Raw genomic sequence first — 14,388 nt, forward strand, 5'->3', positions numbered from 1 at the left:
CGAGGATACCCCATGGTTCACCCGGTCAAGACCGAGCTGTTCGCCTCCCGCGCCCCACTGTCCTGGGCCAGCGTCGGCAACGGCATCCTGTTCACCGCCCAGATCCCCATCGACAAGAGCGGCGAGGTGGTCGACGGCGGCATCGAGGCCCAGACCCGCCAGACGCTGGACAATCTGGTACACACCCTCACCTGCGCCGGTGGCGGCGTTGAATCGCTGACTCAGGTATTGATCTACGTGACCCGACGCGAGGACCTGGCTACGGTCAACCGGGTCTACTCCGAGTACGTCAGCGAGCCCTACCCCAACCGCGCGGCGGTGATCGTCTCCGGCTTCGCCCGGGAAGAGATGCTGGTCGAGATGGTGGCCTACGCAGCGCTACCGGTGACACCCTAGCCGCCAATTGCACCGTAGCCGCCGATGGCACGAATGGCCGAACCCCCGACACCAACGAGCCCTCCGATGGAGGGCTCGTTGCATGGTGGGCTCGTCGCATGATGGGCTCGTCGCATAGCGGGCTGTCACGCCTCTCGTCTCCCCCCACGCGGTAGGTCGACTCCGCCGGTGCTATTTCTCGAAGTAGCGGGCCCACAGCGCCTGGTAGTCGCCGTCGTCCTTGAGCCCCTGGATGGCCTCGCTGAACTCGATGGCCAGTTCGCGATCGCGCTGGCGGAAGGCGGCGCCGACGCCGGGCCCGTAGATCGACTCGGGGCCGGTCACCAGCTCGCCCTTGCGCGCAAAACGCTCATCACTGAACAGCCGCTCCTGGGCCAACGGGAAGGCGGTAAAGACCAGGTCCAGCCGACCGGTGAACATGTCGTTGACCACGCCGCCGGAGTCCGAGTAGCGACGAATGTCCGCCTCGCCGTGGTAGGTGGTCACGTACTCGTCCTGGATGGTGCCCTGCTGCACACCGATGGTCATGTCCGACAGGTCGCCTTCGGGATCGATCTCCGCGTCGGCCTGGCCGACCCACACCGAGGGCACCTGATAGTAGGGATCGGAGAACAGCACCTGTTTCGCGCGTTCGTCGGTGATGTTCATGGCCGAGGCGATCAGATCATACTTGCGCGCCAGCAGCCCCGGAATGATGCCGTCCCAGCCCTGCTCGACCCACTCGCACTGGCGCTGCATGCGCTCGCAGGCGGCCTCGACCAGCTCGACCTCGAAGCCGGTCAGGCTGCCGTCGGGCAGCTTTTCCTGGTACGGAGGATAGGGCACGTCGACACCGATGCGCAGCGGACGATCGTCGGCCTGGGCGGTGGTGGCAACAGCGGCGCTGGCGCCAGCAAGGGCCATCGCCAGGCAAAGGGAGGCAGACAGCGAAGCGTTAATTTTCATGGTCGTTTCTCGCTCTATTGTGATTGTGTGGTCAGGTGATCGGAGGGCGCCAGTGCCAGCTCGCCCAGCGTGATGGAGGTCAACGGTGGGCGAATGCGGTAGTAGCCGACCTCGTCCATGTCGCGGCCCTGCTCGCGGGCCATCAACCGCGACACATTGGTGCCGCATAGCCGTCCCTGGCAGGGGCCCATGCCACAGCGGGTGAAGGCCTTGAGCTGGTTGGGCCCGGCGGGCCCCGCTTCCAGCGCCGCCTTGAGCTGGGCCTGGCTCACTCCTTCGCAGCGACAGATCAGGGTCTCGCCGGGCTGTCGCTCGACCCAGTCCGCCGGTGGGGTGAACAGCGCATCCAGCAGACGCCGACCGGACAGATCCCGGCGGCGTCGACGCCTCAGCGCGGCGCTCTCCCTGGCGCTCTCCCTGGCGCTCTCCCTGGCGATCGCCCGGCGATTATCGGCGTCTGGTATCGGCGCCGCGGCGCCTTTTGCATCGGCTGGCGTGTCCAGCGGGTCAGCCATCAGGTCGTTCAGCGGCTTATCCATCAGGTCAGCCATCAGCTCATCCAGCACGGACAGCGCCGCCAGTCGCCCTTCGCGCTCGGCATTCGCGGCGCCGCCGATGCCACCGCCGTCACCGGCCAGCCACACGCCCGGGCGCACCGACAGGTTGTCGCGACGATCGGGCACGAACGCCTGCTGCGCCTCCTGCCAGCGGTGCTCGATGCCCAGCCCTCGGGGGAGCTGCGGCTCGGGCACCACCCCCATATGGGTCAACAGCCAATCGGTCTTGAGCCTGTGCTCGTCGCTGTCGCCACGCCGGCGATAGCGCACCCCGGTCAAGCGCTGGTCACCCTCGGCGGCCAGCGACTGGACGCCACGCACGACCGGCACCCCAGCGCGCCTCAACGCCGCCAGCATGCGCGCGCCCTTGGCGAGGTAGCCGCGCGCCCGCCAGGCCCTGAGCGGGTGACGCAGGGTCCGCGCCAGGCCCAGATTCGGCGCCGTATCGAGGATCATCCGGGGCGGGCAGCCGGCGTTGAGGTACTGCCAGGCCAGCAGGTACAGCAGTGGCCCGTTGCCCGCCAGCACCGGCGGCTCCTCGGTCAGCAGTGCGCCCTGCTTCATCAGGATCTGGGCGGCGCCGGCCTGCATCACCCCAGGTAGCTGCCAGCCGGGGAAGGGCCAGCCCCGCTCCATGGCGCCAGTGGCGATGATCAGACGCTCCGCAACCAGTTCCCGGCTGATGCCATCGTGCCCCCGCACGCCTAGCCGATGGGCGTCGTTCAGGGCGTCGTTCAGGGCATCGCCCAGCGCCTCGATCCACCACACCCGCGTGCCCGGGCGATAGTCGATCTCGCCCCGCCTGGCGGCATCCAGGAAGGCGCCGACCAGGGCCCGACCGCGATGGTAGTCCTTGCCCATAACGGCGGCGTCGAGCTGGGGCTGGTCGAGATCGCGATAGATCTGCCCGCCCGGCGCCCTGGCCTGATCCAGTACCAGCGCGCGCAGGCCGGCCTCGGCCAGTCTCAGGGCCGCCGCCATGCCGGCAGGGCCGGCGCCGAGCACCACCACTCGGGCGCGGTCCTTGCTGCCGTCGGTGGCGTCGGTGACGTCGGTTTCCTTCGGCTCACAGGTCTGCATCGTCGCGCCCCCTTAGGTCGTCACCACTGGCATGGTTGGTGGTGTCCAACCGGGAAGCCGTCGCTGTCTCTTCGTCGAGCTGACGGCGTACCCGCATGCCCTGCTCCACCGTGACCAGACAGCCCTGCCGATTGGGGGCATCGTCGATGGTAATCAGGCAGTCGTGGCACACCCCCATCATGCACAGCGGCGCGCGATGGCCACCGGCGGCGTGGCGGCGGTAGCCAGCAGCGCCCTGGTGCATCAGCACCGCGGCCGCCACGCTAAGCGTCGAGGGCACCTGGTATGGTGCGCCGTCGATGGTGATGGTGACCTCGGGTGTGGCCGTGGCCCTTTCATGCCGCTTGAGCATCGAAGCGTCCTCCCGAGAAGAGCGGATAGCGCTCGGTGAGCCGATCATCGTCCAGCGCTGCGGCCAGCTCATCGGCGTGAAAGGCGGCCAGGGTGATGCCGCTGTGGCAGCTCAGGTTGTAGGCCCCGGGATAGCGCTGCGAGGCCTCGTAGACGGGGCAGCCGTCCGGCGTCATGATCCTCAGCGCCGCCCAGCTGCGCACCAGCCGCGCCGACGCCAGATCGGGATAGATGGTCACCGCCCGCCGCGCCAGGGCGTGCAGGGTATCGAGGGTGACCCGGGTGTCGTGGCCGACGTGCTCGAGCACGTCGCCGATCAGGTAGCCGCCGCTCGCCGTCTGGCGAATCTGCGGTGTCGGCAGGCGGCCGGCGGCGGGCAGGCGCTCGCTGACCAGCACCTGGCCGCGCACCGGCGTGACCCGACCGCAGAGCCCGAGCGGCGGTGCCAGCCGCGCCGCCCCCAGTCCGCAGGCCAGTACCAGCCGTTCGGCAGACACGACGCCACGGGCGGTGTGGGCAACAAAGCCCGCCTCACCGGGGTCGATCGAGGCGACCGGATGATGAGGCCGTACGTCCACGCCAAGCGCCTGGCAGGCGCTGTAGAGTGCGCGCAGCAGAAACAGCGGATTGCAGTGGCCGTCGTGGGGTGTCCAGATGCCCCCCGGGACGTCGCCGCCAAGGCCCGGCAGCAGCCGTTGTAGCCGCTCGCCTTCCAGGTACTCCCAGCGCACGCCGGCCTCTCGGGCCCAGGGTGCGTCGTACAGTGCCTGGTACTCGGCGCAACGCTTACGCACCTCGTCGTCGTCAAGACACAGATCGACGCCTCCGGGCTGCTCGAATTCCAGATCCACCCCGGTGCGCTCGCCAAGCTCGCCGGCAAATCTCGGCCAGGCTCGACTCGAGGCCAGCGACATCGCCGCATAGGCGGGCATGCCGGCGCCCTTGCCCTGGACCCAGACCAGGCCCGCGTTGCCCCGGGAGGCCTTGAGGGCGGTATCGTGCTCATCGAGAACGCAGACGCGACGGCCACGGCGCGCAAGACCGTAGGCCACCGCCATGCCGACCACACCACCGCCGATGATCATTACCTCGTGTGCCATGGAAGCCTTGGACCCCTAGCCGTCGATTGCCGATGACTCGACGATAGAACCCACATCCCATACGATCCAATACCAATCAATGGCAAACCCATGCCCTGATGTTATGGCTCCTTTCGATGCAGGGCTGGATGCAGGGCTGATGGGTGGGTTCAGTGGAGGTTTCGATGGAGGACAGCGATGGACAGCCCCCGGCTCAGTGACCGCCAGTTGCAGGCCTTTCAACACACCATGGACAGCGGCAGCGTCACCGCCGCCGCCAGCCGCATGCGCATCGCCCAGCCAGGCGTCACTCGGCTGTTGAAGCAGCTCGAACACGACCTCGGCTTTGCGCTGTTCTCGCGGATCAAGGGACGTCTGGTGCCGACGCCGGAGGCGCGCCTGTTCTATCGCGAACAGCAGCGCCTGTGGCAGGGACTCGAGCACCTCAGAGACAGCGCCAGGCGGATTCGCCAGCGCGAGCTTGGCGGGCTCGGCATCAGCGCCATGCCGCTGCTCGGCCTGACCTTTGTCCCGGACGTCATCGCCGGGATGGCCAAGGATCACCCGGACCAGCACCTGCGGTTGTCCACCTTCCGCTCCGAGCAGGTGGTGGAAGACGTGGTCACCCAGCGCTCGGAGATCGGTTTTTCCCTGCTGGGCGGCCAGGACGAGCGCCTTGGTGCGTCAGCCTTCACCCTCGATAGCGTCTGCCTGCTGCCCCGGGATCATCCGCTGGCAAGGCACGAAAGCATCGCCCTTGAGGATCTCGATGGCCAGACGCTGATCCACTATGAACCGGGAGACCCCAGCCGCCAGACGCTGGAGCGTGCCCTGGCCGAGCGAGGCGTGACGCCGCGCTCGCGGCTGGAGGTGTCGCTGGCGCTGCAGGCGACCCGGCTGGTTGGCCAGGGCGCAGGCATCGCCATCGTCGACGCCCTCAACGCCCGCGCCATGGGCGGCAGCGACAGCATTGCGCTACCGCTGCAAGAGCCCCTGACCGAGACCTTCTACCTACTGACACCCCGGGACCAGCCGCTGTCGCGGCTGGCCGAGGAGTTTGTTCAGCGCTTTCGGCATCGGTTTGCCGAGGTGCAGGCGGGGTAGAAGAATTAGTCCAGCAGGGCGGTGGTGTCGACTTTGGTTTTTCAAATCAAGTCTCTGCGTCAACACCTTCCTACAACACCACCCACACCGAATAAAGGAGGCCCCCGACCCTTCAAGAAGACGAGAGCTTTCTACTCCCCGAAAAACACCTTAACTCGGTGATAGCGAAGATACTGCCTCACTCTTGCAGGAATCTTCGATAGCTTCATATCACGATCCACATGCAACAATCGAGCGTCATCCTCACTCAATTCCGAACTAATCAACACCTGGCCACCATCATCGAAAGAGATGAAACCCGCATCAAACAGGTGATCCAATGTAGGAGTAAGGAGCAGCCCATTCATGGGATCAAGACGTTCAGTATTAGAGCTATCCCGCCATGGCTTGATATGTGATGCCCTGAGAAAATCGCATTTCTTAACACCGGTGACTGCGCAGCCTCGCCATAGTGAAATGACTCCTGCGCGAAAAGCGCCTTGACCCACTCGGCTAGAAACGATGGCTTGGCGCTCAGTGCTTTCTAAGCCTTCAAGTTCTTCACTATGGGCCTCCACATCAATGAAAGGGTTTTGCTCGACGGTATCGTGCAAGGTGAAAACAAAGCGACTTGGGGAGTCTTCGAGAAGCTCAAATTCTTCAAGAAAAATTTCGCCAAAGTACTCGAACGGCGAGTGGTGAATATCACGATAGAACAGATGGATCTCATCGCCATTGCTGTGTGCGCTAACGATACGACTGTCGGACCCGTGCTTACGCTCGCCTTCCCAGTAGAGCCTACTGCCTTCAATATGGTCATGGTACTGGGTGAGTGCGCTTTGTTTTTCCTTGGTGACGAAAAGCACGATAAACTTGCTTTCCTTGGGCGTTACTACGCCTCGAGATATTGCTTGGAAGCTCTTAAATCCCCAATGCTCGGCAAGTTGTGGGCGCTCATAGCGTTCGCCCTTCTCCAAACTGTCGAAATTAACAGGCATCCCTTCCCCCCTTAGAAGACATCCACCCCACCTTCTTTCTACGCTAAGTCCGTTCGTGCAGCCAGGACTACTCTGAAACACCTTGCGGTATCTCAAGCCTGGACGAAGTCAGCTCCGACGCTCCCTTACTACAGCCGCAGCCTGGGCTGGATGACATCAAGAAACGCCTGAATGCGGGCAGACAGGGCGGTATTGCGGTAGTACACCGCCTGCACCAGTTCCCGGGGACCTCCGTGGCGCATGGCGTCAGGCAGGATGACCTCAAGGCGTCCGCTGGCGATATCATCGCCCACCATAAAGTTCGAATGGCAGGCGACGCCCTCCCCGGCCAGGCACAGGTTTCGCATCACCTCGCCGCTGGAAGTCGCAAGCGTGGGCGTGATCTCCTCATCCAGGCCCTCCACCGGCCAGCGATTAAGCGCTGTCGGGGCGAGAAAGCCAATCAGCTGATGATCGGCCAGCTCCGCCACCGAGGCTGGCCGTCCGGCCCGCTCGAGATAGGCGGGGCTCGCCACCAGGTACAGCCGCGAGCGCCCCAGCAACCGGGCATGCAGAGTGGAGTCCGCCAGGGCACCGATGCGAATGGCCACGTCAGCACGCTGCTCAAGCAGATTGATGATGCCGTCGCTGGCGGAGAGCTCCAGCTCGATACCGGGATAGCGACGACGAAATTCTCCCACCAGAGGTACCAGCTGGTGCAGCACGAAGGGGCTGGCGGCATCCACCCGCAGGCGCCCGCGGGGCTCGCCGCGTCCCAGCGCCAGCGACTCTTCGGCGGCGATCAAGCGCTCGAGCCCGACGCGCACCTGCTCGATAAAGCGACAGCCTTCATCGGTCAGGGCGACGCTTCGCGTGGTGCGGTTTAAAAGCGGGACCTCGAGGCGCTGTTCCAGGCGCTGCACCGCCCGGGAGACCCGCGCCACCGGGACGTCCAGACGCGACGCCGCGGCGCTGAAGCCGCCGCTATCGACCACCGCCAGCAGCAGTTCCAGATCTTCTGAGCGGGTCTTCATCGTTGCGGTTCCTGTTCGGTTCGGCGCTGCTGAGTTCGTTTCTGTTTAGCGCGCAATTGTCTCGATAGCGACAAAGGTATTTCTCGATTAGACGCGTTTATCGCAAAAGTCTCCTCCCCCAGACTCCGCGTCGTCAAGTCGTCTCCCGAGACGACGCCATCTCGACAGGAGAAACAGATGCCCATCGCGCTATTTGCGCTGACCCTCAGCGCCTTCGCCATCGGTACCACCGAGTTCGTCATCGTCGGACTGGTGCCCACCATCGCCCAGGACCTGGGTGTCAGCCTGCCCTCTGCGGGACTGCTGGTCAGCCTCTACGCTGCCGGTGTCGCGGTAGGGGCACCGGTACTGACCGCCCTGACCGGCCGCTTCAATCGCAAGTGGGTCCTGCTCGGCCTGATGACGCTGTTCATCGCCGGCAATCTACTGGCCTGGCAGGCCCCCGGGTATGGTTTACTGATCACCGCCCGCATACTGACCGGCCTCGCCCACGGCGTGTTCTTCTCGATCGGCTCCACCATTGCCACCAGCCTGGTCGCCAAGGACAAGGAAGCCAGCGCCATCGCCATCATGTTCACCGGCCTGACCGTGGCGCTGGTCACCGGCGTGCCGCTGGGCACCTGGATCGGCCAGACTTTCGGCTGGCGCGCGACCTTCCTGGTGGTCTCGGCGCTTGGCCTGCTCGCCCTGATCGGCAGCGCCCTGCTGATTCCTGCCAACCTCAAGCGCTCGGCTCCGGCGACGCTGGGCCAGCAACTCAAGGTACTGACCCATCCGCGACTGCTGCTGGTCTACGCCATCACCATCCTGGGCTACGGCGGCACCTTCACCGCCTTCACCTTCCTCGCCCCGATCCTCGAGCAGACCACCGGCTTCGCGCCGTCCATGGTCAGCCTGATCATGCTGGTCTACGGCGCCTCGGTGGCCATCGGCAACCTTTATGGCGGCAGGCTGGCCGACCGTCTCGGCCCCATCCCCGCCCTGACCCTGATCTTCACCGGACTCGTCGCCATCCTGCTGGTGCTCAGCGTCAGCGCCGTCCACCCGGTCGCCGCGGTGCTGACGATTCTGGTGTGGGGCGCCTTCGCCTTCGGTAACGTGCCGGGCCTGCAGGTCTACGTGGTCAAGCTGGCCGAGCGCTATGTACCCGAAGCGGTGGACGTGGCCTCAGGGCTCAATATCGCTGCCTTCAATATCGGCATCGCGCTGGGCTCGGTGGTCGGAGGCCAGGTGGTCACGCACCTCGCACTGACCGACACCGCCTGGATCGGCGCCATCATCGTGCTGGCGGCGCTGGTGCTGACCCGACTGTCCGGCAGGCTCGATCAGCGTCGCGCCGCTCGCCTGGCCAGCGCCTGAAGCCCGCGACCCGCGACCCGCGTCACGCGACAGCCACCGAGCGAACGGGAGAGCCTCGTGGCTGTCGCATCATTGCTTCGCCTGCTAAATTTTTTTGACGACCCCTTGAAGTCGCAAGGGTCTCCCCGCATGTCATTAACGACACATCGAAGCACGTATCGGCAAAACACCGGCCTGCCGGTGACAAAGGAATCCAGGGTCCCGCTGTGCGGGCCTCGCCACGACAATGGAGCCAAGATGTCTCAGCCTATCCCCAACCCCGGTCTCGGTACCTTTCGCCTGACGGGCGACACCCTGCGTCACGCGGTCACCACCGCGCTGAAGCTTGGCTATCGGCATATCGATACCGCCCAGTTCTACGGCAACGAAGCCGAGGTCGGCTCCGCCATCGAAGCGAGTTCGGTCCCCCGCGACGAGATCTTCCTGACCACCAAGGTGTGGTGGGATCGTCTGGATCCGGTATCACTCAAGGCAAGCGTCGAGGAGAGCCTGTCCAAGCTGGGCACCGGCTACGTCGACCTGCTGCTGATCCACTGGCCGTCGCCGGACGATGAAGTCCCCATGCGCGACTACCTGACCGCCCTCAAGGAAGTGAAGGACGCCGGCAAGGCGCGCCACATTGGGGTGTCCAACTTCACCAAGGCGCACATCGATCAGGCGGTGGATATCCTCGGCCAGGGAGAGATCCTGACCAACCAGATCGAGGTCCACCCCTTCCTGCAGAACCGCGAACTGATCGCCCACTGCGAACGCCACGGCATCATCCCCACCGCCTTCATGCCGCTGGCCGTGGGCAAGGTGCTCGAGGACGAGACGCTCAAGGCCATCGCCGAGAAGCATGGCGCCAATCCGGCCCAGGTCGCCATCGCCTGGCTCAACCAGCTCGGTATCCCGACCTTCCCCTCCTCGACCAAGGAGCAGAACCTCAAGAGCAATCTCGAGGCGCTGAAGCTCGAGCTGTCCCAGGAGGACATGGACGCCATCGCCAAGCTGGATAGGGGCGAGCGTGTCGCCAGCCCCGATTTCGCACCGAAGTGGGACCAGTAGACCGGCAGACCGACGCTGCCATCGCTGATCTCTTGATGGGTTGATCGTCGATCAGACCTGACCAAAGGCGCCACCTGAGGTTACTACCGCAGGTGGCGCCTTTTTTCGCTTCTTGCGTCAGGTGTCTTGGCACAGGGTCTGACAATCTAGGCGCAAATGGCCTGTCTTGTAGCCCACGGGGCGATCGTTTCCGATAGTAAAGCCACGGGTCGACTACGGGACCGCTCGTTTATCGTCTTCATGGGGCTCGCACGTCATGACCGATGCATCTGAGCTTACAAAAAAATAGGCTTTAGCCTATATAGCCATTGAGCTATATTTGGAGAAGGGCCACCATGTGGCGGATAGCGCAGACAGAAATCTTCGAGAGGTGGTACTTCTCCTTGGGAAAGGCCGATAGGGAGAACGTCCTGGCGGCCATTCTGGTGCTGCAGGAAAGAGGACCGGCTCTCACTCGGCCATACGCCGATACCGTCAGTGGCTCAATCCACCGCAACATGAAGGAACTGAGAATTCAGAGCCAGGGAAAACCGCTACGCGCCTTTTTCGCTTTCGATCCTCAGCGGACAGGTATTCTGCTGTGCGCGGGTGACAAGAGCGGCAACAAGCGCTTTTACGCTGAAATGATCGCGATAGCGGACCGCGAATACACAGCCCATCTGAACTCACTGAAATGAGGCAACCCCATGGCCACAGATTTGGAGACGCTGATCTCCCGCGAAGATCCAGCGCTCGTCGAAAGAGCCAGGAAGAAAGCCGACGCCATGCTGCTCGAGCTCAGGATCGCTGACATTCGCAAACTGGCGGAGATGACCCAGCGCGAGATGGCGGATGCGCTGGGCGTCAAGCAACCCACCATCGCAGGACTGGAAAAAGGCGGCCAGGACGTGCGTTTGAGCTCCATCAAGCGCTATGTCGAAGCCATCGGTGGAAAGGTCAGCCTGACCATCGAGCTGGCGGATGGCAGCCAGCACGACTTTCCGGTGTAGCTCCTGACCTGTGTCGCCTTGACGCGACCTGCCCTGCCAGTTCGGTGCCATTCGTCTCCAGCCTGCCATGCCCAAGGCGCAGATCGAGCTGTGGGATCGCTTTCCGGCATACCTCCCGAAGCCACAGACGTGACAATCCAGGCATCACCTGGCCCACCTCATGGTGAGTCGAGCAAATGTTTCCGATAGTGAAGTCACGGGTCGACCACGGGGTCACTCGTTTATCGTCTTCACGGGAGCACGCGCATCATGGCCGATACTCTTATCAAGATCGATCTGCACCAATCCCCCTACGACAACGCCCAGGTGCACAACCGCTGGCATCCGGACATCCCCATGGCCGCCATGGTCAAGCCTGGCGACGACTTCATCATCGAGTGTCACGACTGGACCGGAGGCCAGATCCACAACGACGACAGCGCCGAGGACGTGCGCGACGTGGACCTTTCCCAGGTGCACTTTCTGTCGGGTCCGGTGGGCGTCGAAGGGGCCGAGCCCGGCGACCTGCTGGTGGTCGACATCCTCGACATCGGTGCCTTTGGCGACAGCCAGTGGGGCTTCAACGGCTTCTTCTCCAAGCAGAACGGCGGCGGTTTCCTGACCGAGCACTTCCCCCAGGCCCAGAAGTCGATCTGGGACTTCAACGGCATGATGACCTCTTCTCGCCACATTCCTGGCGTCGAGTTCGCCGGACTCATCCATCCCGGCCTGATCGGCACCCTGCCGTCCCGGTCCCTGCTCGAGGAGTGGAACCGACGCGAAAAGACGCTCTACGACAGCGACCCTGACCGTGTGCCGGGCCTGGTCAACCTGCCCTACGCCGACACCGCCCATATGGGAAAGCTAAACGGTGATGCCCGCGACCGCGCCGCCGCCGAGGGTGCCCGCACGGTGCCACCACGCGAGCACGGCGGCAACTGCGATATCAAGGACCTGTCTCGCGGCTCGACGGTGTACTTCCCGGTCTACGTCAAGGATGCGGGACTGTCGGTGGGCGACCTGCACTTCAGCCAGGGTGATGGAGAAATCACCTTCTGCGGCGCCATCGAGATGGCCGGCTGGATTCACCTGAGGGTCAAGCTGATCAAGGACGGCATGGCCAAGTACGGCATCAGGAACCCCATCTTCAAGCCGTCGAAGATCGCTCCGCGCTACGACGACTACCTGATCTTCGAGGGAATCTCCGTCGACGAGCAGGGCAAGCAGCACTACCTCGACGTTCACATCGCCTACCGTCAGGCCTGCCTCAACGCAATCGAATACCTGACCAAGTTCGGCTACAGCCGCTCCCAGGCCTATTCGTTGCTCGGCTGCGCGCCGGCCCAGGGCCACATCAGCGGCGTGGTGGACGTGCCCAACGCCTGCGCCACGCTCTGGCTACCCACCGATATCTTCGACTTCGACATCAAGCCCGGTGCCGATGGCCCGACGAAGCAGGTCGACGGCAAGGACCTGCCGCTGGCGCCCGACAAGGCCTCGGACCAGACATCGGACAAGGACCATTGAGGAGGAGCTGACAGATGCCCGTCTACGACTACAAGTGCCCTGCGCACGGTCTGTTTCATGAACTGGTCGCGATGGATGCCAGCGGCGATACCCAGCCCTGCCCAGAGTGCGGCGACCTGGCACCAAGGGTGTTGCTGGTGTCACCGGGGCTGCTCGACATGGCGCCGGAGCGTCGTCAGGCCATGGACAGAAATGAACGCGCGGCCCATGAGCCACGCCACGGCAACCACGCAAGCGAGCAGGACGGCGGCTGCCGGCATCGACCGCGAGACAAGCCCAGGCTGTTCTACACCGCCGACGGTCACAAGACCTTTCCGTCTGCGCGCCCCTGGATGATCAGCCACTGATCCTTGACGTACCGGCGGCAATGGAGGCGGTCACTGGATAACCCCGTCCCGCCTCCCCTCTCGCCGGGCGGCCGCGCTACCGCTCCCTTGGCGCTGTCTTCACTCCTTGGCGCCTGGTACCGCTGGCGTGGCGTCGTCCTCGGGTGCTGCCAGCGGCTTGATCGTCCAGCCGGTGTAGCCGTAGAGCACGGTGACCAGCGGCGACAGCCAGCAGAAGAAGTTGAACGGCAGATAGGCAATCGTCGCGACCCCCAGCGTCGCCGCCTGGTAGGCGCCGCCAGAGTTCCAGGGCACCAGATTGGCGGTGACGGTGGCCGAATCCTCCACCGCCCGGGACAGGTTCTCCGGCGCCAGTCCCCGCTCTCGGTAGGCCTCGGCGTAGGTGCGTGCGCCCATGACGATAGCCATGTACTGATCGCACAGCACCACATTGGCGCCGATCGACGTCAGCACCGTGGACAGGATCAGCGAGCCCCGGGTCCTTGCCGCCTTCAGAATAGTCTCGGCGATGGTCCTGAGCTGCTGGGTACGCTCCATGACCCCACCGAACATCATCGCCACGATGACCAGGCTGATGGTGTAGAACATCGAGTTCAGGCCGCCGCGACTAAGCAGGCTGTCCACCGCCTCGACACCGGTATCGGAGGTCACGCCACCAAAGGCCACCTGCATCAGTTCAGCGTAGTCGGCCCCCTGCATGCCCAGCGCACAGAGACCACCGGCGATGACCCCCAGGGTGATGCCGGGTATCGCCGGCAGCCGCTTGTAGGATACGAACAGCACCAGCAAGGGCGGCAGCAGCAGCACCGGGTTGATGACGTAGTGCGCCGCCAGGGTCTGCTGCATCACCTCGACCCGCTCGAGCCCGCCGGACGTGCCCGAGTAGTAAAGACTCAGCGCCATCTCGATCACCAGGGTCAGGCCAATGCTGACCCCGGTGGTGTAGGACATGTGCTTGATATGGGTGAACAGGTCGGTACCGGCCATGGCCGGTGCCAGGTTGGTGGTATCCGACAGAGGCGACATCTTGTCGCCGAAGTAGGCCCCGGACAGCACCGCCCCGGCCACCAGCGGCAGCGGAATCCCCAGCGAGCCGCCGATCCCCATCAGCGCCACCCCCAGGGTGCCGGAGGTGCCCCAGCTCGACCCGGTCGCCAGCGACGAGATGGCGCAGATGACCACCGCCGCCGGCAGGAAGATCGTCGGCGACAGCAGCTTGAGGCCATAGGAAATCAGCGTCGGCACCACCCCGGCCTGAATCCACACCCCGATCAGTACCCCCACCACCATCAGGATGATCAGCGCCGGCAGGGCGTTGTGGATGCCTCGCACCATGCCTTCCTGGATATCGTCCCAGCGGTAGCCGCAGCGCAGCGCCACCAGACTTGCCACGATCACCCCCAGCAACATGGGAATCTGCGGATCGAGCCCGTAGACGACGATGGATACGCCGATGCCGACCACCAGGGCGATCAGCGATACCAGCGCCTCCGTCAGGGTCGGGGGGCGCTGCACTGGGGAAAAGAGGCGGTGGATCAAAAGGGGCACTCCTGAGCAGGGTCGGTCGCCGACAGAGCCGGAGAGAATCTGCGAGCCCTGGCCACTGCTCGAGCGCTCCCCCCGACGATTCAGGAAAGC

The 14,388-nt window shown here is 64.4% G+C and carries 15 protein-coding genes; 8 read left to right on the plus strand and 7 right to left on the minus strand.

Annotated features, from left to right (window positions below; all coding sequences use genetic code 11):
* Positions 1 to 12: 12 nt before the first annotated feature.
* Positions 13 to 396 (plus strand): RidA family protein, encoded by a 384-nt coding sequence (locus KUW00_RS16845; RefSeq protein WP_222569666.1) that lies wholly within the window; start codon positions 13 to 15, stop codon positions 394 to 396.
* Between the two features lie 171 nt (positions 397 to 567).
* Here KUW00_RS16845 and KUW00_RS16850 read toward each other — a convergent pair whose 3' ends face one another.
* From KUW00_RS16850 to KUW00_RS16865, 4 genes are read right to left on the minus strand one after another with little or no spacing between them, the layout of a single operon-like run.
* Positions 568 to 1,341, minus strand: a complete 774-nt coding sequence (locus tag KUW00_RS16850; protein ID WP_222569667.1) for a transporter substrate-binding domain-containing protein — start codon at positions 1,339 to 1,341, stop codon at positions 568 to 570.
* Positions 1,342 to 1,355: 14 nt separating this feature from the next.
* On the minus strand, positions 1,356 to 2,978 hold the full coding sequence (locus KUW00_RS16855) for an NAD(P)/FAD-dependent oxidoreductase (protein ID WP_222569668.1): 1,623 nt from the start codon (positions 2,976 to 2,978) through the stop codon (positions 1,356 to 1,358).
* Positions 2,965 to 3,330, minus strand: a complete 366-nt coding sequence (locus tag KUW00_RS16860; RefSeq protein ID WP_222569669.1) for a (2Fe-2S)-binding protein — start codon at positions 3,328 to 3,330, stop codon at positions 2,965 to 2,967. The genes KUW00_RS16855 and KUW00_RS16860 overlap by 14 nt, the downstream gene beginning before the upstream one ends.
* Entirely contained in the window at positions 3,314 to 4,429 is a 1,116-nt protein-coding gene (locus KUW00_RS16865; RefSeq protein WP_222569670.1) for an NAD(P)/FAD-dependent oxidoreductase, read from the minus strand. Before KUW00_RS16865 ends, KUW00_RS16860 begins: the two co-directional genes overlap by 17 nt.
* A 177-nt stretch (positions 4,430 to 4,606) precedes the next feature.
* On the opposite strand from KUW00_RS16865, the gene KUW00_RS16870 reads away from it, so the two are divergent.
* The gene (locus KUW00_RS16870) at positions 4,607 to 5,512 is read left to right on the plus strand and encodes a LysR substrate-binding domain-containing protein (protein WP_222569671.1); all 906 of its coding nucleotides are present in this window, start codon (positions 4,607 to 4,609) and stop codon (positions 5,510 to 5,512) included.
* A 131-nt stretch (positions 5,513 to 5,643) separates the two neighbouring features.
* Here the strand turns inward: KUW00_RS16870 and KUW00_RS16875 are convergent, their stop codons facing one another.
* Together KUW00_RS16875 and KUW00_RS16880 are read right to left on the minus strand one after the other, a co-directional pair.
* Entirely contained in the window at positions 5,644 to 6,489 is an 846-nt protein-coding gene (locus tag KUW00_RS16875) for an HNH endonuclease (RefSeq protein WP_222569672.1), read from the minus strand.
* Between the two features lie 128 nt (positions 6,490 to 6,617).
* Positions 6,618 to 7,502 (minus strand): LysR family transcriptional regulator, encoded by an 885-nt coding sequence (locus KUW00_RS16880; RefSeq protein ID WP_222569673.1) that lies wholly within the window; start codon positions 7,500 to 7,502, stop codon positions 6,618 to 6,620.
* 177 nt (positions 7,503 to 7,679) lie between these two features.
* Here KUW00_RS16880 and KUW00_RS16885 point away from each other — a divergent pair, with 177 nt between their 5' ends.
* The 6 genes from KUW00_RS16885 to KUW00_RS16910 all read left to right on the plus strand — a co-directional run bounded on the left by KUW00_RS16885 (position 7,680) and on the right by KUW00_RS16910 (position 12,750).
* The gene (locus KUW00_RS16885) at positions 7,680 to 8,861 is read left to right on the plus strand and encodes an MFS transporter (protein WP_222569674.1); all 1,182 of its coding nucleotides are present in this window, start codon (positions 7,680 to 7,682) and stop codon (positions 8,859 to 8,861) included.
* A 237-nt stretch (positions 8,862 to 9,098) separates the two neighbouring features.
* Positions 9,099 to 9,908 carry a 2,5-didehydrogluconate reductase DkgB gene (gene dkgB, locus KUW00_RS16890; RefSeq protein ID WP_222569675.1) on the plus strand — a complete coding sequence of 270 codons (810 nt, stop codon included), beginning with the start codon at positions 9,099 to 9,101 and terminating at the stop codon, positions 9,906 to 9,908.
* 335 nt (positions 9,909 to 10,243) lie between these two features.
* On the plus strand, positions 10,244 to 10,585 hold the full coding sequence (locus KUW00_RS16895; protein WP_045993673.1) for a type II toxin-antitoxin system RelE/ParE family toxin: 342 nt from the start codon (positions 10,244 to 10,246) through the stop codon (positions 10,583 to 10,585).
* A 9-nt stretch (positions 10,586 to 10,594) separates the two neighbouring features.
* Entirely contained in the window at positions 10,595 to 10,897 is a 303-nt protein-coding gene (locus tag KUW00_RS16900; protein WP_045993674.1) for a helix-turn-helix domain-containing protein, read from the plus strand.
* A gap of 249 nt (positions 10,898 to 11,146) precedes the next feature.
* A complete protein-coding gene (fmdA, locus tag KUW00_RS16905) occupies positions 11,147 to 12,403 on the plus strand; it encodes a formamidase (protein WP_045993675.1) in 1,257 nt (418 codons plus the stop codon).
* A 14-nt stretch (positions 12,404 to 12,417) separates the two neighbouring features.
* Positions 12,418 to 12,750 carry a zinc ribbon domain-containing protein gene (locus tag KUW00_RS16910; RefSeq protein WP_045993676.1) on the plus strand — a complete coding sequence of 111 codons (333 nt, stop codon included), beginning with the start codon at positions 12,418 to 12,420 and terminating at the stop codon, positions 12,748 to 12,750.
* A 99-nt stretch (positions 12,751 to 12,849) separates the two neighbouring features.
* Here the strand turns inward: KUW00_RS16910 and nhaC are convergent, their stop codons facing one another.
* On the minus strand, positions 12,850 to 14,289 hold the full coding sequence (gene nhaC / locus KUW00_RS16915; protein WP_204248967.1) for a Na+/H+ antiporter NhaC: 1,440 nt from the start codon (positions 14,287 to 14,289) through the stop codon (positions 12,850 to 12,852).
* Positions 14,290 to 14,388 lie beyond the last annotated feature (99 nt).

The sequence above is a fragment of the Halomonas sp. DP5N14-9 genome (assembly GCF_019802175.1).
In the GTDB taxonomy this organism is placed as follows: domain Bacteria; phylum Pseudomonadota; class Gammaproteobacteria; order Pseudomonadales; family Halomonadaceae; genus Halomonas; species Halomonas litopenaei.

Coding starts and splice junctions, on each gene's coding strand:
- KUW00_RS16855 (WP_222569668.1), bottom strand. CDS start 2,978: ATGCAGACCTGTGAGCCGAAGGAAACCGACGTCACCGACGCCACCGAC.
- KUW00_RS16845 (WP_222569666.1), top strand. CDS start 13: ATGGTTCACCCGGTCAAGACCGAGCTGTTCGCCTCCCGCGCCCCACTG.
- KUW00_RS16900 (WP_045993674.1), top strand. CDS start 10,595: ATGGCCACAGATTTGGAGACGCTGATCTCCCGCGAAGATCCAGCGCTC.
- KUW00_RS16910 (WP_045993676.1), top strand. CDS start 12,418: ATGCCCGTCTACGACTACAAGTGCCCTGCGCACGGTCTGTTTCATGAA.
- KUW00_RS16880 (WP_222569673.1), bottom strand. CDS start 7,502: ATGAAGACCCGCTCAGAAGATCTGGAACTGCTGCTGGCGGTGGTCGAT.
- KUW00_RS16850 (WP_222569667.1), bottom strand. CDS start 1,341: ATGAAAATTAACGCTTCGCTGTCTGCCTCCCTTTGCCTGGCGATGGCC.
- dkgB (WP_222569675.1), top strand. CDS start 9,099: ATGTCTCAGCCTATCCCCAACCCCGGTCTCGGTACCTTTCGCCTGACG.
- KUW00_RS16895 (WP_045993673.1), top strand. CDS start 10,244: ATGTGGCGGATAGCGCAGACAGAAATCTTCGAGAGGTGGTACTTCTCC.
- KUW00_RS16860 (WP_222569669.1), bottom strand. CDS start 3,330: ATGCTCAAGCGGCATGAAAGGGCCACGGCCACACCCGAGGTCACCATC.
- KUW00_RS16875 (WP_222569672.1), bottom strand. CDS start 6,489: ATGCCTGTTAATTTCGACAGTTTGGAGAAGGGCGAACGCTATGAGCGC.
- fmdA (WP_045993675.1), top strand. CDS start 11,147: ATGGCCGATACTCTTATCAAGATCGATCTGCACCAATCCCCCTACGAC.
- KUW00_RS16885 (WP_222569674.1), top strand. CDS start 7,680: ATGCCCATCGCGCTATTTGCGCTGACCCTCAGCGCCTTCGCCATCGGT.
- KUW00_RS16865 (WP_222569670.1), bottom strand. CDS start 4,429: ATGGCACACGAGGTAATGATCATCGGCGGTGGTGTGGTCGGCATGGCG.
- KUW00_RS16870 (WP_222569671.1), top strand. CDS start 4,607: ATGGACAGCCCCCGGCTCAGTGACCGCCAGTTGCAGGCCTTTCAACAC.